This is a genomic window from Streptomyces sp. NPDC059002 (genome assembly GCF_042740435.1).
Classification (GTDB): Bacteria; Actinomycetota; Actinomycetes; order Streptomycetales; family Streptomycetaceae; genus Streptomyces.
This window is the reverse complement of sequence record NZ_JBHYJI010000050.1, coordinates 26,128-51,268: the sequence shown is the minus strand read 5'-3', so window position 1 is coordinate 51,268 and position 25,141 is coordinate 26,128. Positions and strand designations below refer to the sequence as shown.

Here is a 25,141-nt window from a genome sequence, read left to right as displayed (position 1 = left end):
GACGAACTCGGCGAAGCCGGTGATCTACGGCAACCGCCCCCGCAGACCAGCCACTAGTCCGTCAGATCCACCGCACGCGCGGACTCCGCACCGATCTCCGCAGCCAACTCATTGAGCACCGGCTGCGGCACGGTGTCGTCCACGGTGAGCACGGCCAACGCCTCCCCGCCCACGTCGGCACGAGCGACCTGCATGCCCGCGATGTTGATGCCCGCCTCGCCGAGCACGCGGCCGACCGTGCCGACGACGCCGGGACGGTCCGCGTACCGCAGGACGACCATGTGGTCGGCGAGCGCCAGGTCCACGTCGTACTCACCGATGGCGACGATCTTCCGGAGGTGCTTGGGACCGGCCAGCGTGCCGGAGACGGCGATCTCCTCGCCGCCGGAGAGCGTGCCGCGCACGGTGACCACATTGCGGTGGTCGGGCGACTCGGAGCTCGTGGTGAGGCGGACCTCGACGCCGCGCTCCTGGGCGAACAGCGGGGCGTTGACGTACGACACGGTCTCGTCGACGACGTCCTCGAACACGCCCTTCAGCGCGGACAGTTCGAGCACCTTGACGTCGTGCTGGGTGATCTCGCCGCACACCTCGACGTCGAGGCGGGCCGCGACCTCCTGGGCGAGCGCGGTGAAGATCCGGCCGAGCTTCTCGGCGAGCGGCAGACCGGGGCGCACGTCCTCGGCGATGACACCGCCCTGCACGTTCACGGCGTCCGGCACGAGCTCACCGGCGAGCGCGAGGCGCACCGACTTGGCGACGGCGATGCCCGCCTTCTCCTGCGCCTCGTCCGTGGAGGCGCCGAGGTGCGGGGTGCAGACGACCTGGTCGAACTGGAAGAGCGGGGAGTCCGTGCAGGGCTCCTTCGCGTACACGTCCAGGCCCGCGCCCGCGACGCGGCCCTCCTTGAGGGCGGAGTGCAGCGCCTCCTCGTCGACGATCCCGCCGCGCGCGGCGTTCACGATGCGGACGGTCGGCTTGACCTTGTGCAGCGCGTCGTCGCCGATGAGACCGAGGGTCTCGGGGGTCTTGGGGAGGTGCACGGTGATGAAGTCGGAGACCTCGAGCAGCTCGTCCAGCGAAAGGACCTTCACGCCCATCTGCGCGGCGCGCGCGGGCTGCACGTACGGGTCGTAGGCGACGACCTTCATGCCGAAGGCGCTCATGCGCTGCGCGACGAGCGCACCGATGCGGCCGAGGCCGACGACGCCGAGGGTCTTCTCGGCCAGCTCGACGCCGGTGTACTTGGAGCGCTTCCACTCGCCGTTCTTCAGGGCGGTGTTGGCCTGGGGGATGTTGCGCGCGGTGGCCAGGAGCAGGCCGCAGGCGAGCTCGGCGGCGGTGACGATGTTCGAGGTCGGGGCGTTCACGACCATCACGCCGGCCTTGGTGGCGGCGGACACGTCCACGTTGTCCAGACCGACGCCCGCGCGGGCGACGACCTTCAGCTTCTTGGCGGCGGCGATCGCCTCGGCGTCGACCTTGGTCGCGGAGCGGACCAGGATCGCGTCGACGTCGGCGATCGCGGGCAGCAGCTCGGCGCGGTCGGCGCCGTTGCACTTCCGGATCTCGAAGTCCGGGCCCAGGGCGTCGACGGTGGCGGGCGACAGCTCTTCAGCGATGAGTACGACGGGTTTGCCGTTGGCAGCAGTGCTCACGTGAGTCCTCACAGATCCAATGCGGACGGCCGTCCCGACGGCCGCAGGCGGTGGAGGGTGCTAGCCGCGTGGAAGACGCACGACGCTGTGGGCCCGACGCGAATGTTGAACAGCAGTGTAGTGGCGTGCGGGGGCCACTTTTCCCGGCCGGGGAGAAGGATCACCCGCACGGGGAGCAGGGGGCCAAGAATCAGCCCCTCCGGCGTTTGAGGAGCGGGGTCCGGGGCGGAGCCCCGAGGCATCAGCCCCGGACCCGGGCAACATCACTCGTCGTCGTTGACCCAAGACATGAGCTTGCGCAGCTCCTTGCCCGTGGTCTCCAGGAGGTGGTTCTCGTCCTGGGTCTTGTACTCGTTGTACTTCTTCAGACCGCCGTGGTACTCGTCCATCCAGTTCTTGGCGAACGTGCCGTCCTGGATCTCCGCGAGGACCTTCTTCATCTCGGCCTTGGTGGCGTCGGTGATGATCCGCGGTCCGGTGATGTAGTCGCCCCACTCCGCGGTCTCGGAGACGGACCAGCGCATCTTCTCCAGGCCGCCCTCGTACATGAGGTCCACGATCAGCTTCAGCTCGTGGAGGCACTCGAAGTACGCGATCTCCGGCTGGTAGCCCGCCTCGGTCAGGGTCTCGAAGCCCGCCTTGACCAGCGCGGCCGTACCACCGCAGAGGACGGCCTGCTCGCCGAAGAGGTCGGTCTCGGTCTCCTCGGTGAAGGTCGTCTTGATGACGCCCGCACGCGTGCCGCCGATGCCCTTGGCGTACGAGAGCGCCAGCGGGAAGCCGTTGCCGGTGGCGTCCTGCTCGACGGCCGCGATGCACGGGACGCCGCGGCCCTCCTCGTACTGGCGGCGGACCAGGTGGCCCGGGCCCTTGGGGGCGACCATGGCGACGTCGACACCGGCCGGGGGCTTGATGAAGCCGAAGCGGATGTTCAGGCCGTGGCCGAAGAACAGCGCGTCGCCGTCCTTGAGGTTGTCCTTGATGGACTCCTCGTAGACCTGGGCCTGGATCGGGTCCGGCACCAGGATCATGATGACGTCGGCCTCGGCGGCGGCCTCCGAGGGGGTCACCACGCGCAGGCCCTGCTCCTCGGCCTTGGCCTTGGACTTGGAGCCCTCGTGCAGACCGACGCGGACGTCGACACCCGAGTCGCGCAGCGACAGCGCGTGGGCGTGGCCCTGGCTGCCGTAGCCGATGACCGCGACCTTGCGGCCCTGGATGATGGACAGGTCGGCGTCGTCGTCGTAGAACAGCTCGGCCACTGGGAATCTCCTATGTGTGCTGGTGTTGCGTCCCACCGTACGGCGGGTTCGGTGAGGGAAGTTGTCGGGTCTCGCGATGCGGTCCGGAATGCGCTTACGCGGTCCGGATCACGCTCAAGCGGTCCGGTCGAGCGCCCGCAGGCTGCGGTCCGTGATGGAGCGGGAGCCGCGGCCGATCGCGATGGTGCCGGACTGGACGAGCTCCTTGATGCCGAAGGGCTCCAGCATCTTGAGCATGGCCTCCAGCTTGTCGCTGCTGCCGGTGGCCTCGATGGTGACGGCCTCCGGGGAGACGTCCACGGTTTTGGCGCGGAACAGCTGGACGATCTCGACGATCTGCGAGCGGGTCTCGTTGTCGGCGCGGACCTTGGCGAGGACCAGCTCGCGCGCCACCGCGGCGGCCGGCTCGAGTTCGACGATCTTCAGGACGTTGACCAGCTTGTTGAGCTGCTTGGTGACCTGTTCGAGCGGCAGGTCCTCGACGTTCACGACGATGGTGATGCGCGAGATGTCGGGGTGCTCGGTGACGCCCACGGCCAGTGAGTCGATGTTGAAGCCGCGGCGGGAGAACAGGGCGGTGATCCGGGCGAGGACACCGGGCTTGTTCTCGACCAGGACGGAGAGCGTGTGCTTGGTGGACATGACTCTTGGTCTCTCTTTCGCTCTCGGTCTCAGTCGTCTTCGTTGTCGCCGAAGTCGGGGCGGACGCCCCGGGCGGCCATGACCTCGTCGTTCGAGGTGCCGGCCGCGACCATCGGCCAGACCTGGGCGTCCTCGTGGACGATGAAGTCGACCACGACGGGGCGGTCGTTGATGGCGTTCGCCTCGGCGATGACCTTGTCCAGGTCCTCGGGCCGCTCGCAGCGCAGCGCCACGCAGCCCATGGCCTCCGACAGCTTCACGAAGTCCGGGACGCGCGTGCCCTTGTTGGGGCCGACGTCGTCGGGACCGCTGTGCAGGACGGTGTTGGAGTAGCGCTGGTTGTAGAACAGCGTCTGCCACTGGCGGACCATCCCGAGGGCGCCGTTGTTGATGATGGCGACCTTGATCGGGATGTTGTTCAGGGAGCAGGTGGTCAGCTCCTGGTTGGTCATCTGGAAGCAGCCGTCGCCGTCGATCGCCCAGACGGTGCGCTCGGGCTGGCCCGCCTTGGCGCCCATCGCGGCCGGGACCGCGTAGCCCATCGTGCCCGCGCCACCGGAGTTGAGCCAGGTCGCGGGCTTCTCGTACTCGATGAAGTGCGCGGCCCACATCTGGTGCTGGCCGACACCCGCCGCGAAGATCGTGCCCTCCGGGGCGAGTTGGCCGATGCGCTCGATGACCTGCTGCGGGGAGAGCGAGCCGTCCTCCGGCTGGGTGTAGCCGAGGGGGTAGGTGTCGCGCCAGCGGTTGAGGTCGGTCCACCAGGCGGTGTAGTCGCCCGTGTGGCCTTCGTTGTGCTCGGCCTGGACGGCCTGCACCAGGTCGGCGATGACCTCGCGGGCGTCGCCCACGATCGGCACGTCGGCGGCGCGGTTCTTGCCGATCTCCGCCGGGTCGATGTCGGCGTGGACGATCTTCGCGTACGGGGCGAAGCTGTCCAGCTTGCCGGTGACGCGGTCGTCGAAGCGGGCTCCGAGGGCGACGATCAGGTCGGCCTTCTGCAGCGCGGTGACGGCGGTGACCGCACCGTGCATGCCCGGCATTCCCACGTGCAGCGGGTGGCTGTCGGGGAATGCGCCGAGCGCCATCAGGGTGGTGGTGACGGGCGCTCCGGTGAGCTCTGCCAGGACCTTCAGCTCGGCGGTGGCCCGGGCCTTCAGGACGCCGCCGCCGACGTACAGGACCGGGCGCTTGGCCGCGGTGATCAGCTTGGCGGCCTCGCGGATCTGCTTGGCGTGCGGCTTGGTCACCGGGCGGTAGCCGGGCAGGTCCTGGGTGGGCGGCCAGCTGAAGGTGGTCTGCGCCTGGAGGGCGTCCTTGGCGATGTCGACGAGGACCGGTCCCGGGCGGCCCGTGGAGGCGATGTGGAACGCCTCCGCGATGGTCCGCGGGATGTCCTCGGCCTTGGTGACCAGGAAGTTGTGCTTGGTGATCGGCATCGTGATGCCGACGATGTCCGCCTCCTGGAAGGCGTCCGTGCCGATCGCCTTGGAGGCCACCTGCCCGGTGATCGCGACCATCGGGACGGAGTCCATGTGGGCGTCGGCGATCGGCGTGACCAGGTTGGTGGCACCGGGACCGCTGGTCGCCATGCAGACACCGACCTTGCCGGTGGCCTGCGCGTAGCCGGTGGCGGCGTGGCCCGCGCCCTGCTCGTGCCGGACCAGGACGTGCCGGACCCGGGTGGAGTCCATCATCGGGTCGTACGCGGGAAGGATGGCGCCGCCGGGAATGCCGAATACCGTGTCGGCCCCGACTTCCTCGAGAGAACGAATGAGGGACTGCGCACCCGTGACGTGCTCGACGGGGGCGGACTGCTGTCCTGAGGATCGGGGCCGCGGCTGCGGATGGTGGGCCCCGGTGGCCTGCTCGGTCATCGGCATTCTCTTCTCGAAGCTGAGGGTTTTTGCGGGGTGTTTGCGGGGGTTTGGCAGGTGCCAGTGCAACAAAAAACCCCTCGTGCCGTGAGGCAAGCGAGGGGAGCGCGCCGGGTGCGGTCGCTGGGGATTCCGGTGGTGTTCGGACCGGTCAGTCCCAGCTTCAGCCGACGCGCTTTCCAAGTACGAGAATTCGGGTGCGCATGGCATTGACCCTCCCCCCGGCACGCTGTGCGTGTCAAGTAGGTGGGACGGGGGTCTCATTATGTGAACGGGCGTAGGAGGAGGGGCCGCTCGCGTACGCACCCGGGGCCCCGCCCGCGTAGGCCGCCGAGGGGCCGCCCGTGAGCGGACCCGCGGGCCCGCCCGCGAACACGGGCTCGGCCGGGCAGCGCGGCACCGGGTACTCACCGATCGAGAGCGCCCGGCGCAGCCGGTACTCGTCGAGCGGCCCGGAGAACGCCATGCCCTGTCCGTGCGTACAACCCATCGCGCGCAGGGCGACCACCTGCTCGGGCAGGTCGACGCCGTCGGCCACGGAGCGCAGCCCCAGATCGCCCGCGATGCGCAGCAGACCAGAGGTGATCTTGAAGAGCCGCGCGGATTCCACGACGCCCTCGATCAGACTGCGGTCCAGCTTCAGTACGTCCACGGGGAGCCGTCGCAGCGCCGTGATGGCCGCGTAACCACTGCCGAACCCGTCGAGCGCGATGCGTACGCCGAGTCTGCGCAGGGCCGTGAGGCGGCGCTCCAGCTCGTCGAGCGGCACCCGGGGGTCGCTGTCGGCGAGCTCGATGACCAGCCCGCCCGACGGCAGGCCGTGCCGGGTGAGCAGCGCCTCGATGGAGCCGAGCGGCATGGAGCGGTCGAGCAGCCGGCGCGCGCTCATCCGGACCGCGACGGGCACCGCGTGACCGGTGCTGCCGCGCTCCGCCGCCTGCTCGACGGCCTCCTCCAGCATCCACCGGCCCAGCTCGGCCGCGCGGTCGCCGTCCTGCCCCTCGCCGCTCTCGGCGACGCGCAGGAACTCGGCGGGCGTGAAGAGGATGCCCTGCGCCGAGCGCCAGCGGGCCTGCGCGGCGACCGCCGTGATCCGGCCGCTGTCCAGGGAGACCACCGGCTGGTGGAGCAGCGCGAACTCGCCGTCGTGCAGGGCGGCGCGCAGCCGCGTGGCGAGTTCCGCCTTGCGGACGACGTCGGCCTGCATCTGGGGCGCGTACAGCTCGACGCGGCCCTTGCCCGCGGCCTTGGCGCGGTACATCGCGAGGTCGGCGTTGCGCAGCAACTCCCCCGCGCCGATGCCCGGTTCGGCGAAGGACACACCGATGGACGCCGCGACGCGCACGTCATTGCCGTCGATGGCGTAGGGCTGGGACAGGGTGATTCTCAGCCGGTCGGCGAGCTCGAAGATGTGCTGTTCTCTCGCGGCCTGGTCCCTGGTCCCGTCGCCGACGATGAGGGCCGCGAACTCATCGCCGCCGAGCCGGGAGGCGGTGTCGCCCGAACGCACCGCCTCCTGAAGTCTGCGCGCCGCCTGGATGAGGAGCTCGTCACCGGCCTGGTGCCCGATGGTGTCGTTGACGGCCTTGAAGCCGTCGAGGTCGATGAAGAGCACGGCCGTGCCGCGGTCGGTCACTCTGCGGCCGGTCAGGGCCTGGCTCACGCGCCGGGTGAACAGGGCGCGATTGGGCAGGTCGGTGAGCGGGTCGTGCTCGGCGTTGTGCTGCAACTGCGCCTGGAGGCGGACCCGTTCGGTGACGTCCCTGCTGTTGAAGATGAGGCCGCCCTGGTGCCGGTTGACCGTGGACTCCACGTTCAGCCAGTCGCCGTCGCCGGACTTGAAGCGGCACTCGATGCGGGTGGTGGGCTCCTCGACCGGGTTGGCGGCGAGGAATCTGCGGACCTCGTGGACGACCCGGCCGAGGTCTTCGGGGTGCATGAGCGAGGCGAGTTCGGAGCCGACGAGCTCCTCGGCGTCGCGGCCGTAGACCCCGGCGGCGGCCGGGCTCACGTACCGCAGGATGCCGTTCGGCGCGGCGATCATGATGACGTCGCTCGAGCCCTGCACCAGGGAGCGGAAGTGGTTCTCCTTCTGGGCCAGTTCCTGGGTGAGGGTGATGTTGTCCAGGAGCATGATGCCCTGGCGCACCACGAGGGCGAGCACGACGGTGCCCGCGGTGAAGAGCACGACGTGGTCGACGCTGCGCCCGCTGAGGATGTTGTAGAGGATCCCCAACGTGCAGACGGCGGCGGCCAGATACGGCGTGAGGGCGGCCAGCGACCCGGCGATCGGCCGGGTCGCCGCGGAGAGCGCCCGGGGCTCCTCGGGGCCGCAGTCGTACGCCATGCGTGCGTGCCCGCGCCCCAGCCCCCCGCGCGCGTGCCAGGGCGCCGCCCACGGCGCGTACGCAAGGAGGAGCGAGCCCGCGAACCAGCCCGCGTCCAGCATCTGCCCCGAGCGGTAACTGGCGTGCAGCAGCGGCGAGGTGAACAGCGCGTCGCACATGACGGTCAGGGCCAGCGCGCCGATCGCGGTGTTCACCGCGGTGCGGTTGGCCGACGAGCGTCTGAAGTGCAGCGCGAGGACCATGCTGACCAACGCGATGTCGAGCAGCGGGTACGCGAGCGAGAGCGCGGCGTGCGCGACGCTCTGCCCCTCGAACTGTGCGGTGTGCGCGAGCGCCAGGCTCCAGGAGAGCGTGAGGAGCGAGCCCCCGATCAGCCAGGAGTCGAGCGCGAGGCACACCCAACCGGCCTTCGTCACCGGCCTCTTGGCTAGCACGAGAAGGCCGATGATCGCGGGCGGGGCGAAGCACAGGAAGAACAGGTCGGCGAGGCCGGGGCTGGGCACGGGCCACTGGAGGACGACCTCGTACCAGCCCCACACCCCATTGCCGAGGGCTGCCATCGCGGAGGAGAGCGCGAACAGCAGCCATGCGGGTCGAAACCGGCTGCGGCGGGTGCGGGAGTAACGGAAGCAGGAGATCGCGGCGGCCGCGGCCGCGACGCTCAGCCCGAAGTCGCCCATGATCAGGGCGAGTCGGTCGGATCCCCAGCCGAGCGCCGAGCCCGCCGCGTACCCGCCGCAGACCAGCAGCAGGACCAGCTGGGAGACCAGGCCCCGGCCGCCGGGCAGGGGGCGGCGCGCCAGTGGGGTCCTGGGGGGCAGTGGTGCCGCCAGGCCCCCGTCGAGGACGGTGGTGCTGGACGGGCGGGCGTTCACCGGGCCGCCCTGGTCCGCGCCGCCCCCGTGTCCGCCCGGCTCGCGCGACGGCCGTGCTGGCTCTGCCGCTGGTGCGTGCGGCGTCGGCCACTCGTGCGACAGGTGCCCCGCCTGCGTCTGCGGGCCGGTGTGCGCGAGAGTCGGCGGCGGCTGTCCCGCCGCGTCGGATCGTTCGCCCATAGGCCGTGCATCGCCCGTCGCCCCCCTCGCAGTCTGGTGTCTCAATCCCCGGCGCCGAACGGTGCACGGCGCATCCCCTGTCGGGACGATACACCAGTCTCGTCACTCAGGGACATAGTCGCTCTACTCTCCGTGACTATCGGAGCCTTGTGGACACGGGGCGCACGCAGGCGGGTGCGGAGCGTGCGCGAACCGACCTCAAACGATCAACTGCCCGTGGTCAGCACGAGGTTGTCGAGTGGATCGCCGGCGACGTAACGGGTCAGCTGCGCGGCGAGCAGCCGCTTGGCGCGGGGCAGGAAGGCCGAGCTCGATCCGCCCACATGTGGGCTGATGAGTACTCCGGGAGCGTGCCACAAGGGGTGACCTGCGGGCAGCGGTTCCGGATCGGTCACGTCCAGGGCGGCGGTGATACGTCCGGAATCCAGTTCGGCGAGGAGCGCCTTGGTGTCGACCACGGGGCCGCGGGCGACGTTCACCAGGAGCGCGCCGTCCTTCATGCGGGCCAGGAAGTCGGCTCCGGCCAGGCCACGGGTGGCCTCGGTGAGCGGCGTCGAGAGGATGACGACGTCGGCGTCGGGCAGCAGCGAGGGCAGTTCGGCGAGCGGATGCACAGGGCCGCGCTCCGTGGCACGGGCGGAGCGCGCGACGCGCGCCACCCGCGCGCATTCGAAGGGAGCGAGCCGGTCCTCGATGGCGGAACCGATCGATCCGTACCCCACGATCAGCACCGACCTGTCCGCGAGCGCCGGATAGAACCCGCCCCTCCACTCCTCCTGGCGCTGACCTTCCACGAAGCGCGGCACGCCCCGCAGCGAGGCGAGGACCAGGGTGAGCGCGAGTTCGGCCGTGCTCGCCTCGTGCACACCACGCGCATTGCACAGCCGCACGCCCGGCGCGAGGAATCCGATCCCCGGCTCCACGTGGTCGATCCCCGCGGTCAGGGTCTGTACGACACGCAGGGACGTCATCGCGGACAGCGGGCGTACCGCGACCTCCGTGCCCTTCATGTACGGCACCACATAGAAGGCGCAGTCGGCCGGGTCAGCGGGAAAGTCGGGACCGCCGTCCCAGAACCGGTAGTTGAGCCCGGCGCCGGCGGCCGCGGGCAGCCCCTCGATCTCGTGCGGGTCAAACGGAAGCCATACGTCAGTCGTCATGGTCGCGAGGCTAGTGCGCCCCGGTCACGGGGAGGCAGCGCTCGGCGATGGGACGGCAGAGGTTAGTTTGGATGATCTCCGGACGAGGAGTGGGGAGGGCACGTCCAGGTGGAGCGCAGGACGATCGGTGCGGCGGCACTCGAAGTGGGCGCGGTCGGACTCGGTTGCATGCCGATGAGCTGGGCGTACACCGGCTCACGGCAGCGGGGCGACACGTCGCTGCGCACCGTGCATGCCGCGTTGGACACCGCGGGTCAGGGGGTGACGCTGCTGGACACGGCGGACATGTACGGCCCCTTCACCAATGAGCTGCTGCTCGGCCGGGTGCTGAAGGAGCGGCGCTCCGAGGCGTTCGTGTCGACGAAGTGCGGGCTGCTCGTGGGCGATCAGCACATCGTCGCCAACGGCCGCCCCGGCTATGTGAAGCGGGCCTGCGACGCGTCGCTGCGGCGGCTGCAGACGGAGACCATCGACCTGTACCAGCTGCACCGCGCCGACCCCGAGGTGCCCATCGAGGAGACCTGGGGCGCGATGGCGGAGCTCGTCGCGGCGGGGAAGGTGCGGGCGCTCGGGCTGTGCGCGGTGGGGGCGCGCGCCCGGCGGCGCCCCGTGCCGGGGAGCCCGGGGGCGGGGCTGCACGACGCGACGATCCGGCAGCTGGAGCGGGTGCAGCAGGTCTTTCCGGTGAGCGCCGTGCAGGCCGAGCTCTCGGTGTGGTCGCCGGAGGCGCTGGACGCGCTGCTGCCCTGGTGCACGACGCGCGGGATCGGCTTCCTCGCGGCGATGCCGCTGGGGAATGGTTTCCTCACGGGGACGCTGACGCCCGGCCAGGGCTTCGAGCCGGACGACCTGCGGGCCCGGCACCCGCGCTTCACCGCCGAGATGATGGCCGCCAACCAGCCGCTGGTGGTGGGCCTGCGCCGGATCGCGGAGCGGCACGGGGCGACTCCCGCGCAGGTCGCGCTGGCGTGGGTGCTCGAACAGGGCCGCCACGTGGTGCCGGTGCCCGGCGCGAAGCAGGAGCGCTGGGCGGTGGAGAACGCCGGGGCGGCGGATGTGCGGCTCACGGCGGCGGACCTGGCGGAGATCGCGGCGCTGCCCGCCGCGTTGGGGTCGTGGGACTGAGAGCCCGAGGACTCGTGACGGCGGATCGGGAACCTGCGGGACGCGAGCGGTGTATGAACAGGAGAACCGCTGCGTCGAAAGGACCCCGATCGTGCAACGACCTGCTGTTACGGCCGTGTTGGCCGCCGCTGCCCTCGTGTTCGCGGCCGGATGTTCGTCCGGCGGTGGTGACGGGCCCGGCGACCGCGGGAGCCCGGAGCCGACCGGATCGAGCGGGTCCCCCACCGGGAAGCGGGGCGCCGACGCCCCGCCGGAGAAGGGCTCGGCGAAGGTCACCCGCACCCTCACCGAGGGCCTGAAGTCCCCCTGGGGCCTTACGGCGCTCCCCGACGGTGACCTGCTGGTGTCCTCGCGCGACGAGGGGACGATCACCCGTGTCGACGGCACGTCGGGCAAGAAGACGGAGCTCGGCTCGGTGCCCGGCGTCTCGCCCGGCGGCGAGGGCGGTCTGATGGGCCTCGCCGTCTCCCCCACGTACGCCTCGGACCACATGGTGTACGCGTATTTCACGACCGAGTCCGACAACCGCATCGCCCGCATGCTGTACGACGAGAAGAAGCCCTCCGGCGAGCAGCTCGGCGCACCCGACACCCTCTTCAAGGGCATCCCCAAGGGCATGATCCACAACGGCGGCCGGATCGCCTTCGGCCCGGACAAGATGCTCTACGCGGGCACGGGCGAGACGGGCGACACGGGTCTGGCGCAGGACAAGAAGTCCCTGGGCGGCAAGATCCTCCGCCTCACCCCGGAGGGCGAGCCCGCGCCGGGCAATCCCTTCGGCGACTCCCCCGTCTACTCGTACGGCCACCGCAATGTGCAGGGCCTCGCCTGGGACGAGCAGAAGCGGCTGTGGGCCTCGGAGTTCGGCCAGGACACCTGGGACGAGCTGAACGAGATCAAGGCCGGTGACAACTACGGCTGGCCGGAGGTCGAGGGCAAGGGGGACGGCGACGAAGGGGACGGCTTCCACGCTCCGATCGCCCAGTGGAAGACCGCCGAGGCCTCACCGAGCGGTGTCGCGTACGCCGAGGGCTCGGTCTGGATGGCGGGTCTGCGCGGCGAGCGGCTGTGGCGGATCCCGGTGCGCGGCGTGTCCGGCGAGGTGAAGCCGCAGGCGTTCCTGAAGGGCGAGTACGGCCGGCTGCGCACGGTGCTCGCGGCGGGCAAGGACAAGCTCTGGCTGCTCACCAGCGAGACGGACTCGCGGGGGACGCCGGAGAAGGGGGACGACAAGATCCTTGAGGTGCGGGTGAAGTGACTCAGTCACGGGGTGCGCCGGAGGGCGACGCCTCACCGGACGGCTCCGCGTCCGGCGTCCCGTCGGCGCCCTGCGGCGTCCCGTCCCCGCCCGGTGCCTCGTCCGTGCGGGGCGACGGCACAGGGGTGCGGACGACGACCTTGCCCGACGTCAGGTCGATCGGTCCCCGGCCCGGGTCGCCGTCCGCGAGGTCGACCCGGGTCAGCTCCAAGCGCTTCTGCTCGTCGTCGGTGTGCTTGCGCCCCGGTGCGAACAGAGCCTCGATCGCGTTGAACACTGCGCCTCCCTGGAGCCGAAGTTCCTGCCGTCAAGCGTAAGCGAGGCCGCGGAAATCCGGCCGGGAGGATGAAGGCACAGGTCAGCGAGGGGTCTGCGGGTCGGCCACCGGGAAGAGCCGGAGCCGGTGGGCGAGCGCGGCGGCCTCGCCGCGGCCGGTGACGGACAGCTTGGCGAGGATGTTGGAGACGTGCACGCTCGCCGTCTTCGGGGAGATGAAGAGCTCCTCGGCGATCTGACGGTTGCTGCGGCCCACCGCGACCAGGCGCAGGACGTCCCGTTCCCTGCTGGTCAGGCCGAGCGCGTCGGCGGGGTCCGCGGGGGCGGCGGCCCGCGCGGCCTCGGCCGGGCGCAGGGTGAGGCGGGCCCGCTGGGCGAGGCCGGTGACGGCGTCGGCGAGCGGCCGGGCGCCGAGCCGGTCGGCGACCTGCCCGGCCGCGCGCAGGAGGTGGGCGGCGCGGTCGCGGTCGGTGGTGTCCGGGGCGAGGAGGGACTCGGCGAGGCGCAGTCGCGCCTGGGCCAGGTCGTAGGGGCGTTCGAGGGGTTCGAGCGCGGTGACCACGGCGGACCAGTCGGCGGGGCCGTCGCGGCCTTCGGAGCGCAGGAGTTCGGCGCGCGTCCACTCGTCGTAGGCGCGCCAGAGCGGGATGGGGGTGGCGAGGGACTTGGCGGCCTTGCGGATCCGGGCGACGGCGGCGGGGCGGCCGGGTTCGGCGGCGGGCAGGCCGCGGGCGTCGGCCTCCATGGTCGCGGCGGCGAGCAGCAGCGGCCAGCCGTATTTGTAGGTGCCGACGGGGAGGCCGGTGGCGAGGCCGCGTTCGAGTTCGGCGCGGCCGTCCAGGATGCGGCCTTCGGCCGCGGCGATGCCGAGGGCGATGCGGATCAGGAGGAGCAGGTACTGCGGCTGCGGATCGTGGTTGCCGAGGTACTGGTGGGCGGCCTGCATGTGCCGGGTCGCGGCGGCGTGGTCGCCGCGGAAGAGCGCCATGCGGGCGGTGCGTTCGGCGGCCGAGACCCGGGGCTTCGAACTCTGCACGCAGCGCTGGGTGTGGGTGACGGCCTCGGCCGCCTCGTCCCAGCGGCCGAGCGAGATCAGCGACTCGGCGACGTTGGCCCAGACCCAGCCCTCGGTGTCGACCAGGCCGTACTTCCGGCAGAACTCGATGCCCTGCATCGCGACCTGTACCGCCTCGGCGGAGCGGCCGACGCCTTCGAGGGAGGAGGGGAGGTTGATGTGGGCCCGGCTCAGATTGGTGACCAGGGCCTCGCGGACGACGCGGTCCCTGATCTCGTACATCTCGGCGAGGCCCGCCTCGGGGTCGCCCGCCTCGATGAGGAGGGCGCCCCGGGTGAGGCGGGCGTTGAGCTCGATGGTGTCGGCCTTGACCATGCGGGCGTATTCGACGGCGCGTTCGGCGGCGGCCAGGGTCTCCGGGCCCGGGTCGTGCAGCATGCCCCAGGAGGCGGCGTGCACGAGGACGTCCGCGTGCACCTCGGAGGGCGGCAGGCCGCGCACCAGTTCCTGGGCCTTGGCGATCTCCTCCCAGCCGTCGCCGCGGCCGAGGGCGGAGACGAGACGGGAGCGGGCGACCCAGAACCAGGCGGAGCGGAGGGGGTCGTTCTCGTCGTCCAGGAGGCGCAGGGCGCGCTTGGTGATCTTCAGGGCGCGGTCGCGTTCGCCGCAGAGCCGTCCCGCGACGGTGGCCTCGGCCATCAGGTCGAGATAGCGCAGCGGGGTGGTGGCGGGGTCGCAGCCGCAGGCCGGGTAGCCCTCCACGTAGTCGGCGGGCCGGAGTCCTTCGCGTACGGCGTCGGGGGCGTCGTCCCAGAGTTCCATCGCCCGTTCGAGCAGGCGCAGTTGCTCGGCGTAGGCGTGGCGGTGGCGGGCCTCGACGGAGGCGGCGAGGACGGCGGGCAGGGCCTTGGCCGCGTCGTGCGCGTGGTACCAGTAGGTGGCGAGGCGGGCGGCGCGCTGGTCGGCGGCGACGAGCGCGGGATCGGCCTCCAGGGCCTCGGCGAAGCGGCGGTTGATGCGGGAGCGTTCGCCGGGCAGCAGGTCGTCGCTGATGGCCTCGCGGACCAGGGAGTGCCGGAAGCGGTAGCCGTCGCCGTCGCCGTCGGGCGAGGCGAGCAGGATGTTGGCGCCGACCGCGGCCCGCAGGGCCTGGATCAGGTCGTCCTCGGAGAGCCCGGCGACCTCGGCGAGCAGTTCGTACTCGACGGTGGAGCCGCCCTCGGCGACGATCCGCGCCACCCGCTGGGTGTCGTCGGGCAGTTCCTCGACGCGGACGAGGAGCAGGTCGCGCAGGGAGTCGGTCAGGCTCGCGCAGCTGCGGCCGTGGGAGGCGACGGCGAGTTCCTCGACGAAGAAGGCGTTGCCGTCGGAGCGGTCGAATATGTCGTCGACCAGGGACGGTTCGGGTTCGGCCGCGAGTATCCCGGCCATCTGGCGGGCGACTTCGTCCCTGCTGAACCGGCCGAGTTCGATGCGCCGCACCGTGCGGAGCCGGTCGAGCTCGGCGAGCAGGGGGCGCAGCGGGTGGCGGCGGTGGATGTCGTCGGCGCGGTAGGTGGCGAGCAGGACGAGGCGGCCGCCGCGCAGCGTACGGAAGAGATAGGAGAGCAGGTGGCGGGTGGAGGCGTCCGCCCAGTGCAGGTCCTCCAGGGCAACGACGACGGTGCGGTCGCGGGAGAGGCGTTCCAGGAGGCGCGCGGTGAGTTCGAAGAGGCGGGCCATGCCCTGCTCGTCGGACCTGGCGCCGGGTCCGTGCCCGTGCGGGGCGGCGCCGGCCAGTTCGGGCAGAAGCCGGGCGAGTTGTTCCTCCTGGCCCTCGGCAGCGGCGGCCAGTTCGTCGGGGAGGCGGCGGCGCAGCGAGCGCAGCGCGGCGGAGAAGGGGGCGAACGGCAGGCCGTCGGCGCCGATCTCCACACAGCCGCCGAGCGCGACGACGGCGCCCCGCTCCTCGGCCGCGGCGGCGAACTCCTCGACGAGGCGCGTCTTGCCGACGCCCGCCTCGCCGCCGAGCAGCAACGCCTGCGGCTCGCCCGTGCCGGGACCCCCGGCTCCGGCGAGCGGGGTTCCCGTGGCGCGGGCGAGCGCTTCGTTCAGTGCGCCCAGTTCGTCGGCTCGGCCGACGAACACCGGGCTGACGGACCTGGTTTCCACAGCGGCGAGCATCGCACAGTGTGCGGACCGTGCGGCACCCGCTGTCCGGTGGCCGGGCACCGGTACCGTCCACCGCATCTCAGGCGGCCCGCATGAAGCGGGATCTGCCGAGCCGTGTGCTCACCCGCCCCTCGGCTTCGTCGCGGGCCGAACGGCGGGCGGCGGCGCGGGACGTGCGGGCCTCGCGGACCAGGCGGCGGTGCCCGGCCTCCCTGGCCAGCTCGGCGGCGCGCATCTGGTGCATCTCGTACGCGAACATCTCGTACCCCTCGGGTTCTCGGTGGTGCCATCGCTCTCTGCGATGTCTCCACTTTCGTCGCCCAGGGGGGTCCCTCACATCGGGCGGGTGCCGCATCTCCGTGAGGTGGGGGGCCTTAGGTACGACGAAGGGCGGGGCGGGGTCCTTAGACCCTGCCCCGCCCCTGCCTTACGGCGCGTACGGAGTGGCTCAGGAAGGTGCCGAAGGCAGCCCGAGCAGCAGGTCGGAGTACTTGGCGATGGCGAGGACAAGACCGATCACGCCGAGCACGAGGCCCGCCCACGCCACGGACTTGATCCACGCGGGCTGTTCCGGGCCGGGGGCGCCGAACGCGGGCTTGGCGAGGACCACGAAGCCGATGACCAGCGCGGTGAGCGCGAAGATCCCTGCGACCAGCGCCGTGGCCTGCCAGGAGTCGCCGTACATGGCCTGGACCGTCGTGGCGACGCTCGCGCCCTGCTGGGTCTCCAACTGGCCGTAGAGGTTCTCGCGAGCCGACGCGATCGTGCCGAGCCAGCCGCCGGAGAGGCCGATCAGGCCGAGCGCGGCGGAGACGATGGCAGCGGCGCCCGCGCCGACGCCGGTGTACTTGGCGGTCGCGGCGTCCGCGGGTTCCGCCTCGTCGTCCTCGTCCGCCTCAGTGTCGTCTGCGGCGGACGGCTCGGCGTCGTCGTCGGCCTTGGCGGCATCGTCCTTGGTGACGTCGGCCTTCTCGGCCTTCTCGGCCTTCTCGGCCGTCTCCGCCTCCGCGGACGCGGTCACGTCCTCGGTTCCGGCGGCTTCCTCTGCTCCGGGTGCGTCCTTGGCCCCGGCCGCCTCATCTGTCTTGGTTCCCATGCACCGCACCGTACGGACGGAGTCTGAGAGCTCTCTTAACGAATCGGCTGACGAATCGGCGCGCCGTCCCGCGCCGCCCGCCACTCCGGTGCGAGCACGGACCACACCTCCATGTCGTGGCGCACCCCCTGCCAGGGGAAACTCTCCCGCAGCACGCCGTCCTTGGTGAATCCGAGCCGCTTGGCCGCGGCCTTGCTGCGGTCGTTGAGGGAGGACACGAGCCACTCCACGCGGTGCATGCCGCGCTCGTCGACCGCCCAGTCGATGAGGACCCGCGCGGCCCGGTGCACCAGGCCGCGTCCCGCGAACTCCGGCTCCAGCCAGACGGCCAGCTCACAGCCGTCGACGCTCGTGTCGAAGATGCGGAAGGCGACGCCGCCGACGAGCGTGCCGTCGACCCGGATGCCGTAGAAGCGGCCGGTGTCGGCGGCCTGCTTGTCGGCGTACGTCTGGAGGTGGCGCCGCGCGGATGCGAGGTCGTGCACGGTCACGGTGAAGGGCACCCACGGCCCCGTGTACTCCCGCGCACGGTCGACGTGTTCGAGGAACTCCTGTGCCTGCCACGGCTCGATCGGCCGCAGTTCAGCGCCCTCGGCCAGCGATATCGCGAACATCCCGCTCCTTCAGCCCACTCACGTCGTCGTCTACGTCACGCTGTCCGGGGATCCTCGCACGCGCGCCGCGCACACTCGAACGACATTCGGGCGGCTCGATGCTGATGCGCGGAAGCAGGCGGTCCAGACCGCGCGGCAGCCACCAGTTGGCGCCGCCGAGCAGATGCATGAGGGCGGGTACGAGCAGGGTGCGCAGGACGAAGGCGTCGAGCGCGACCGCCGCGGCGAGCGCGATGCCGAACATCGCGATGACCCGGTCGCCGCTCAGCACGAAGGCGAGGAAGACCGAAATCATGATCACGGCCGCGGAGTTGATCACGCGGCTGGTCTCGGCGAGGCCGACCCGCACGGCCCGGCGGTTGTCGCCGGTCTCCAGCCACTCCTCGTACATCCGGCTGACCAGGAAGACCTGGTAGTCCATGGAGAGCCCGAAGAGCACCGACACCATGATCACGGGCAGGAAGGGTTCGATGGGCCCCGCCCTGCCGAGCCCGAGCAGCTCGCTCCCCCAGCCCCACTGGAAGATCGCGACGACGATCCCGAAGGCGGAGGCGACCGCGGCGACGTTCATCGCGGCGGCCTTGAGCGGTATGCCGATCGAGCGGAAGGCGAGCAGGAGCAGCACGCAGCCGAGCCCGATGACCACGCCCACGAAGAGCGGCAGCTTGCCGACGATGATCTCCGCGAAGTCGTCGTAGCTCGCGGTGACGCCGCCGACCTGCACGTCGAGGGAGCTGTCCGCCGCGGCCTTCGGCAGCACGTCGCCGCGCAGCCGGTCGACGAGTTCGCTGGTCGCCTCGGACTGCGGGGCCGAGTCGGGGACGACGGTGAGGAAGGCCGTGCGGCCGCTCTCGTCGTACGTCACCGGGCTCACGGAGGCGACGCCCTCGGTCGACTTCAGCGTGCCCGCGAGGTCGTCGAGGGCGGTGTGGTCGCCCGCGCCGTAGACCTTGCTGACGAGGGTGAGGGGGCCGTTGACCCCGGGCCCGAAGCCCTCGCCGAGCAGGTCGTACGCCTGCCGTGTGGTGGTCTTGGCCGGGTTGTTGCCCTGGTCGGAGGTGCCGAGGTGCAGCGCGAAGGTGGGCAGCGCGAGCACGGTCATGACGACGACGGCGATGCCGCCGAGCAGCTTGGGGTGGCGCTCCACGAAGGCGGCCCAGCGGGCGGCGAAGCCGGTGGGCAGCTCCGGTTCGGGCCCGTTCTCGGCGAGCCTGCGCCGTTCGCGGCGGCTGAGGGCGCGCGGCCCGATCCAGCCGAGGAGCGCGGGCAGCAGGGTCACGGAGGCGGCGACGGTGAGGACGACGGTGAGCGAGGCGGCGATCGCGACGCCGTTGAGGAAGCTGAGCCGCAGGATGAGCATGCCGAGCAGGGCGATGCAGACGGTGGCGCCCGCGAAGACGACGGCGCGCCCGGTGGTGGCGACGGCGCGCTCGGCGGCGACGGCCACGGGCAGCCCGCGTTTGAGCCCCTTGCGGTGTCTGGTGACGATGAACAGCGCGTAGTCGATGCCGACGCCGAGGCCGATGAGGGTGCCGAGCATCGGCGCGAAGTCCGCGACCGTCATCACATGGCCGAGCAGCACGATGCCCGCGTAGGCGGTGCCGACCGAGACCAGCGCGGTGGCGATGGGCAGTGCGGAGGCGGCGAGCGAGCCGAAGGCCAGGAAGAGGACGACGGCGGCGACGGCCACCCCGACGATCTCCGCGACCTGGGCGTTCTTGGACTCGGTGAGCCCGATGGCGGTCCCGCCGAGCTCGACCTGGAGGTCGTCGGACCCGGCGGCCTTGGCGGTGTCGACGACCGCCTGCACGTCGGCCTTGTCGATCTCGTCGGCCTGCTCGTGGAAGGTGACGGTCGCGTACGCCGTACGGCCGTCGGAACTGATCTGGCCCGCGCCCCTGCCGTCGTACGGGCTGGTCACGGACGCCACCGCGGGCATGTCGGCGATCTTGTCCAGGGCGCGGGACATGCTCTGCTCGACGTCGGCGGCGCGCACGAAGGTGCCCGCGCCGGTGTGCCAGACGACGGTGTCGCTGTCGCCGCCGAGGCCGTGGAAGCCCTCGTTCAGGAGCTGGGTCGCCCGGCCCGACTCGGTGCCGGGCACCTCGTAGTCGTTCGAGTACGCGGATCCGGCGACCGCGGCGGCCGATGCGGCGCCGCCGAGTGCGAGGAGCCACAGCAGGACGACGACGAGGCGGTGCCTGACGCACCACCGGGCGAGTGCTGCCACGGGCTGGCTCCCTGGATGATTCGTGGATCTTTATCGGGAACAGCCGTAGATCAACCGAACAGCCCGCAAAGAACGCATGAGAGGCGACATGAGCGCCAGGGTCACCTTGACAGCCCTTGGAGATCCTTGGTCCCTTTCGTGGCCTTACTCACAAGGGCACGAGGAGTGTGCGGGGGCCGCACGAGGAGTGCGCGGGGGCTCGCACCGGGCCCTCGCGCACTCCACGTGCGCCGGACTCAGCCCGAGACGCTCGCGCGCCCGTTCTCGATGTGACCCATCAGCCGTCGCCGGAAGGCTTCGTCGCCCTCCGCAGTGACCTCGACGTCGTACCAGCCGTGCTCGTCGGCGGTCCGCCAGGCGACGGTGCGGCTGCTGCCCGCCCTGACGCGAACGGTCCGCGTCCGCGAGCGCATGTCCGCTTCATCCACATATCCGAGCGGCTTGACCGTGAAGACGAGCTCCTTGCGGCCCCGGTTGGCCAGTGTGAGGTGGATCTCACGGCGGGTGATCGCGGAGGCGAGCCGCGCGCCGCCGTCCGCGCCCGCCGTGCCGGGCCTGCCGCCCGCGAACTCACGCCGGAAGCCGTTCGGCCCGGTGACCGTGAAGGCGTACGCGTCCCCCGGCACCGGCACGGTCCAGGACCCCTTGCGCACGACGTCCTGATGCTGCGGGACGGTGAACTCACCGGCGTATGGATAGAGCGCGAAGTGCGCACTGGAGCTGCCGCCGTTGCGCAGCCGCACCGTGAGCGCGCCGCCCTCGCCGGGCGTCACGTCCGCGTCGGGCCGGTACGGCAGCGGGCGGGCGCGGCGGGTGCCGGGCTCCTGCACCGGCATCGACTGCTTCAGGGGCGGCTGCGGGGACCAGCGGCCGCTGAACTCCGGGATGGCGCCGGGCTGTTCGACGTCGGGCTGCCGGTGTCCTCGGCGGAAGTCGAAGGCGCCGGTGAGATCGCCGGTGACCTTGCGGCGCCAGGCGCTGATGTTGGGCTCGCGCACGCCCGTCCACTTCTCCAGGAAGCGCACCACGGAGGTGTGGTCGAAGACCTCGGAGCAGACGTAGCCGCCGACGGTCCACGGCGAGACGACCAGCATGGGCACCCGCACACCGAGCCCGGTCGGCCTCCCCTCCCAGCGCTCCTCCTGCTCCTCGGCGGAGTCGCCGCCGGGCACGGGCGGCGGGACGTGGTCGAAGAAGCCGTCGTTCTCGTCGTAGTTGATGAAGACGGCGGTCCGGCGCCAGACCTCGGGGTGGGAGGCGAGCGCGTCGAGGACCTTGTAGACGATGGTCGCGCTGTGGATCGGCGAGGAGACGCTGGGGTGCTCGGAGTCCTGGGCGGACGGCACCAGATAGGTGACCTTCGCCAGCTTTCCGCCCGCGACGTCCTTGGCGAACTCCTCGGCGAGCTTCCCGGTGGGCACGCGCCGCAGACCGCGCTCGAAGAGGGAGCGCTCGCGCTTGTTCAGCGTGGCGACCCCCTTCTCCAGGGTGGCGAGCAGCTCGGCGCGCGCGGCCTCGTCCTTGGCGTCGCGCACCTTGGCGTAGAAGGCCTCCATGTAGGTGAGGCCGGTCCTGGCGAGGACCTTGCGGGCGATGGCCTTGAAGGTGGTGAAGAACTCGATCTGGTTGTCGGTGAAGTTCTCCCACTCCGTGTACGTCTGCCAGCTCACGCCCGCCTTCTCCAGGCGCTCGGCGTACGTGCCCCAGCCGTAGCCGGGGTGCGTGCCCTCGTCGTACGCGTCGTTGCCGACGGCCCGCTTGCCGTTCGCCTCGTAGCCGGTCCTGCCGCTCCACAGGTGGTTGCGGTTGGGGCTCGTGGAGGTGTGGATGGAGGAGTGGTAGGCGTCGCAGACGGTGAAGGTGTCGGCGAGTTCGTAGTGCAGCGGGATGTCCTCGCGCGTGTAGTACGCCATGGTGGCCGCCGTCTTGGCGGTGATCCAGCCGTCCGTCCAGCCGTCGTGCCACGCCTTGGCGCCGCCGCTCCAGGAGTGGTCGAGCGCCCCGATGTACTGGAGGTCCTTCTTCTGCGTCTCGGCGGCACCGCGGACCGGGAAGGGCAGGATCGTGCGCAGGCTGCCGGGCTGCTCGAACACCGACGTTCCGCCGGGCAGTTGGATGGCGTTGCGGTCGCCGAAGCCGCGCACGCCGCGCAGGGACCCGAAGTAGTGGTCGAAGGAGCGGTTCTCCTGCATCAGGATGACGACGTGCTCGATCGAGTCGAGACCGCCGCCCGTGGGCCGCTCGTGCGCGAGCGCCTCCTGCAGCGAAGGCGGCAGGAACGAGCCGACGGCGGCCGCGCCCAGCGCACCGCCGCCGATCGCCATGAGACGTCTGCGCGAAATCTCCGGAGCCACATCACTCACGTCAGCCACACCCGACCTTCCCGTCAACACCCAATGGTTCCCGTCTGATCCATTGACCTGTTCGGCGGGGACGCTAGTGACGTCCGGTTTCACTGTGAAGACCGTGGACCAAAGTCGCGGTGAACGTCCAAAAGGTTCCGGACGTGGAGGTGTTGATTCCCGTGCCGGACGGCGTTGTCAGTGCCGGGTGCCATGCTCGGACGCATGGACATCACCGCACGCATCGCCGCCCTCACGGACCTGTTCGGGCCGCCGCCCGCCGCCGCGCCCGCCGTCGACTGGGCCGCGGTGGAGGCCTGGCTCGAAGTCCCGCTGCCCGCGGAGTACAAGGCGCTGGTGTCGGCCTTCGGCCCCGTCGAGCTCGGCCACCCCGACTCCGCGTCCATCCGGCTGCACACACCGTGCGTCGCCGCCGACGGCCGCTATGAGTACGCCTCCTGGGTCGTGGAGACGCACCGGCACTCCGCGATCAGGCCCCTGATGTTCACCCGGCGGCAGCGCCCCTTCCTGCCCGAGGAGGGCGGCCTGCTCGCCTTCGCCACCACCTCGGACGGCGACCACCTGTTCTGGGACACCTCCGCCGCCGAGGACCCGGACGACTGGCCCGTGGTGCTCCTGACCACATCGGTCGCGGTCGGCGGCGACGACCCCTGGGTGGAGTACGAAGTCCCGCTCCTTGAGCTCCTGTTCACGGCCCGGCGCACCGGCGTCCCGCACCCCACCCGGCCGGACCGGCTGCTCGGACCGCTGCCGGGCACCGTGCGCACCTGGGCCCCGCTGGCCGGCGCCACCGCCTGGTCCCCGCCGCCCCGGGGCACCTATGTGGACGCCCGCCAGCACGCCGCCCTCACCGAGGGCGAAGGCCTGGCCGCGATCACCGAGCTGATACCCCCGCCGCTCACGCCCCATCTGGGCAAGGGCAGTTGGGAGGAGCTCTTCGAGCGGCTCGGCACCCGCCTTCCCCCGGACTTCGTCGCGCTCTCGGAGCGGTACGGGGCGGGGATCTGGAGCTGGTGGATCGACATGCCGGCCCCGCTCGACCTCGACCACTGGCGCGGCCTCGCGGCGACCGTCGAGGAGATGCTGGAGGGCTACCGGTCGCTCCAGGAAGAGTTCCCCGAGGACTTCCCGCTGCCCGCCTGGCCCGCGCCCGGCGGCTTCCTGCCCGCCGTATCGACCATCGACGGGGACCAGATCGGCTGGTGCGTCGAGGGCGAGCCCGAGGAGTGGCGCGTCGCCGTCAATCCCCGGCACTCCGAGCAGGGCCCGCCCCTGCAGGGGAACTTCACCGAGACCCTCCTGCACTGGCTGCGCGGCGGCCGCCCGGCCGTCGAGGGCTTCTCCTGGCTGCGCAGGGACCAGGACCCGCTGGAGTACATGTTCTTCGAGCCGTTCGCACCGCCGCGCGGGGACGAGGCATAGCCACGCACGAGGGGGCGGCGCCCCTTGCGGGTGCGCCGCCCCCTCGTGCGGGCGAAGAGACCGTCAGCCCTCGCTGACGCCCAGCTTCTCCAGGATGAGCTCCTTGACGCGGGCCGCGTCGGCCTGGCCACGGGTGGCCTTCATGACCGCGCCGACCAGCGCGCCGACCGCGGCGACCTTGCCGCCGCGGATCTTGTCGGCGATCGCGGCGTTGCCCGCGATGGCCTCCTCGACGGCGGTCGTCAGCGCGCCCTCGTCGGAGACGACCTTCAGTCCGCGCTTCTCGACGACCTCGTCCGGGGTGCCCTCGCCCTTGAGGACGCCCTCGATGACCTGACGGGCCAGCTTGTCGTTCAGGTCACCGGCGGCGACGAGCTCGGTCACCCGGGCGACCTGCGCCGGGGTGATGGCGAGCTCTTCGAGGGCCTTGCCCGACTCGTTGGCGTTGCGGGCCAGTTCACCCATCCACCACTTGCGGGCCGACGCCGCGTCGGCGCCCGCCTCGATGGTGGCGACGATCGAGTCGACGGCACCCGCGTTGAGCATCGACTGCATGTCGTGCTCGCTGACGCCCCACTCCTCGCGCAGCCGGTTGCGGCGCACGCGCGGCATCTCGGGCAGCGCGGCACGCAGCTTCTCGACCCACTCGCGGGCGGGAGCGACCGGCACCAGGTCCGGCTCCGGGAAGTAGCGGTAGTCCTCGGCGTTGTCCTTGATGCGGCCGGACGTCGTGGAGCCGTCCTCCTCGTGGAAGTGCCGGGTCTCCTGGACGATCGTGCCGCCGCCGTTCAGGACGGCCGCGTGGCGCTGGATCTCGAAGCGCGCCGCACGCTCCACGGAGCGCAGCGAGTTGACGTTCTTGGTCTCCGAACGCGTGCCGAACTCCTGCTGCCCCTTGGGACGCAGCGAGAGGTTCACGTCGCAGCGCATCTGGCCCTTGTCCATCCGGGCCTCGGACACGTCGAGCGCCTTGATGACCTCGCGCAGCTCGGCGACGTACGCCTTGGCGACCTCGGGGGCCCGCTCGCCCGCGCCCTCGATCGGCTTGGTGACGATCTCGATGAGCGGGATGCCGGCGCGGTTGTAGTCCAGGAGCGAGTGCGAGGCGCCCTGGATGCGGCCCGTCGCGCCGCCCACGTGCGTGGACTTGCCGGTGTCCTCCTCCATGTGGGCGCGCTCGATCTCCACGCGGAAGATCTCGCCGTCCTCCAGCTGGACGTCCAGATAGCCGTTGAAGGCGATCGGCTCGTCGTACTGCGAGGTCTGGAAGTTCTTCGGCATGTCCGGATAGAAGTAGTTCTTCCGGGCGAAGCGGCACCACTCGGCGATCTCGCAGTTCAGCGCGAGGCCGATCTTGACGGCGGACTCGACGCCGATCTCGTTGACCACCGGGAGCGCGCCCGGCAGGCCGAGGCAGGTGGGGCAGGTCTGCGAGTTGGCGTCGGCGCCGAGCGTCGTCGAACAGCCGCAGAACATCTTGGTCTTGGTGCCGAGCTCGACATGGACCTCAAGGCCCATGACGGGGTCGTACGTCGCGAGGGCTTCCTCGTACGACACCAGGTCAGTAGTGACAGTCACGGTGAAACTTT

At 71.3% G+C, this 25,141-nt stretch carries 17 protein-coding genes; 3 read left to right on the top strand and 14 right to left on the bottom strand.

The features are described from left to right. Positions 1-53 precede the first annotated feature (53 nt). The 6 genes from serA to ACFWZ2_RS32955 form a co-directional block, all read right to left on the bottom strand. Positions 54-1,658: a phosphoglycerate dehydrogenase gene (gene serA, locus ACFWZ2_RS32980; RefSeq protein WP_384551948.1), complete on the bottom strand. Its 1,605-nt coding sequence runs from the start codon at positions 1,656-1,658 to the stop codon at positions 54-56. Positions 1,659-1,921: 263 nt separating this feature from the next. Further along, positions 1,922-2,920, bottom strand: coding sequence for a ketol-acid reductoisomerase (gene ilvC / locus ACFWZ2_RS32975; protein WP_384551946.1), 999 nt, complete (start codon positions 2,918-2,920; stop codon positions 1,922-1,924). 114 nt (positions 2,921-3,034) lie between these two features. Continuing rightward, complete coding sequence (gene ilvN / locus ACFWZ2_RS32970) at positions 3,035-3,562, bottom strand: acetolactate synthase small subunit (RefSeq protein WP_384551944.1); 528 nt, start codon at positions 3,560-3,562, stop codon at positions 3,035-3,037. Between the two features lie 29 nt (positions 3,563-3,591). Further along, positions 3,592-5,439, bottom strand: coding sequence for an acetolactate synthase large subunit (locus tag ACFWZ2_RS32965; protein WP_384551942.1), 1,848 nt, complete (start codon positions 5,437-5,439; stop codon positions 3,592-3,594). 238 nt (positions 5,440-5,677) lie between these two features. After that, complete coding sequence (locus ACFWZ2_RS32960; protein WP_384551940.1) at positions 5,678-8,842, bottom strand: putative bifunctional diguanylate cyclase/phosphodiesterase; 3,165 nt, start codon at positions 8,840-8,842, stop codon at positions 5,678-5,680. A gap of 206 nt (positions 8,843-9,048) precedes the next feature. After that, the gene (locus tag ACFWZ2_RS32955) at positions 9,049-10,002 is read right to left on the bottom strand and encodes a 2-hydroxyacid dehydrogenase (RefSeq protein WP_384551938.1); all 954 of its coding nucleotides are present in this window, start codon (positions 10,000-10,002) and stop codon (positions 9,049-9,051) included. A 108-nt stretch (positions 10,003-10,110) separates the two neighbouring features. On the opposite strand from ACFWZ2_RS32955, the gene ACFWZ2_RS32950 reads away from it, so the two are divergent. Together ACFWZ2_RS32950 and ACFWZ2_RS32945 are read left to right on the top strand one after the other, a co-directional pair. Then, the gene (locus ACFWZ2_RS32950) at positions 10,111-11,127 is read left to right on the top strand and encodes an aldo/keto reductase (protein WP_384551936.1); all 1,017 of its coding nucleotides are present in this window, start codon (positions 10,111-10,113) and stop codon (positions 11,125-11,127) included. Positions 11,128-11,245: 118 nt separating this feature from the next. Next, on the top strand, positions 11,246-12,385 hold the full coding sequence (locus tag ACFWZ2_RS32945) for a PQQ-dependent sugar dehydrogenase (protein WP_384551992.1): 1,140 nt from the start codon (positions 11,246-11,248) through the stop codon (positions 12,383-12,385). Position 12,386: 1 nt separating this feature from the next. On the opposite strand, the gene ACFWZ2_RS32940 is transcribed toward ACFWZ2_RS32945, so the two are convergent. The 7 genes from ACFWZ2_RS32940 to ACFWZ2_RS32910 all read right to left on the bottom strand — a co-directional run bounded on the left by ACFWZ2_RS32940 (position 12,387) and on the right by ACFWZ2_RS32910 (position 22,121). Continuing rightward, positions 12,387-12,662, bottom strand: a complete 276-nt coding sequence (locus ACFWZ2_RS32940) for a DUF6191 domain-containing protein (RefSeq protein ID WP_384551934.1) — start codon at positions 12,660-12,662, stop codon at positions 12,387-12,389. Positions 12,663-12,743: 81 nt separating this feature from the next. Further along, positions 12,744-15,839 carry an AAA family ATPase gene (locus ACFWZ2_RS32935; RefSeq protein WP_384551932.1) on the bottom strand — a complete coding sequence of 1,032 codons (3,096 nt, stop codon included), beginning with the start codon at positions 15,837-15,839 and terminating at the stop codon, positions 12,744-12,746. 67 nt (positions 15,840-15,906) lie between these two features. Further along, positions 15,907-16,086 (bottom strand): hypothetical protein, encoded by a 180-nt coding sequence (locus ACFWZ2_RS32930; RefSeq protein WP_384551930.1) that lies wholly within the window; start codon positions 16,084-16,086, stop codon positions 15,907-15,909. Between the two features lie 189 nt (positions 16,087-16,275). Beyond that, entirely contained in the window at positions 16,276-16,923 is a 648-nt protein-coding gene (locus tag ACFWZ2_RS32925) for a hypothetical protein (RefSeq protein WP_384551928.1), read from the bottom strand. Between the two features lie 35 nt (positions 16,924-16,958). Beyond that, a complete protein-coding gene (locus ACFWZ2_RS32920) occupies positions 16,959-17,537 on the bottom strand; it encodes a GNAT family N-acetyltransferase (protein WP_384551926.1) in 579 nt (192 codons plus the stop codon). Then, the gene (locus ACFWZ2_RS32915; RefSeq protein ID WP_384551925.1) at positions 17,506-19,767 is read right to left on the bottom strand and encodes an MMPL family transporter; all 2,262 of its coding nucleotides are present in this window, start codon (positions 19,765-19,767) and stop codon (positions 17,506-17,508) included. The genes ACFWZ2_RS32920 and ACFWZ2_RS32915 overlap by 32 nt, the downstream gene beginning before the upstream one ends. A 236-nt stretch (positions 19,768-20,003) precedes the next feature. After that, on the bottom strand, positions 20,004-22,121 hold the full coding sequence (locus ACFWZ2_RS32910) for a phosphocholine-specific phospholipase C (protein WP_384551990.1): 2,118 nt from the start codon (positions 22,119-22,121) through the stop codon (positions 20,004-20,006). Between the two features lie 213 nt (positions 22,122-22,334). Here ACFWZ2_RS32910 and ACFWZ2_RS32905 point away from each other — a divergent pair, with 213 nt between their 5' ends. Beyond that, positions 22,335-23,552, top strand: coding sequence for an SMI1/KNR4 family protein (locus ACFWZ2_RS32905; protein ID WP_384551923.1), 1,218 nt, complete (start codon positions 22,335-22,337; stop codon positions 23,550-23,552). 63 nt (positions 23,553-23,615) lie between these two features. On the opposite strand, the gene gatB is transcribed toward ACFWZ2_RS32905, so the two are convergent. Continuing rightward, positions 23,616-25,130 (bottom strand): Asp-tRNA(Asn)/Glu-tRNA(Gln) amidotransferase subunit GatB, encoded by a 1,515-nt coding sequence (gatB, locus tag ACFWZ2_RS32900; RefSeq protein ID WP_384551921.1) that lies wholly within the window; start codon positions 25,128-25,130, stop codon positions 23,616-23,618. Between the last annotated feature and the right edge of the window lie 11 nt (positions 25,131-25,141).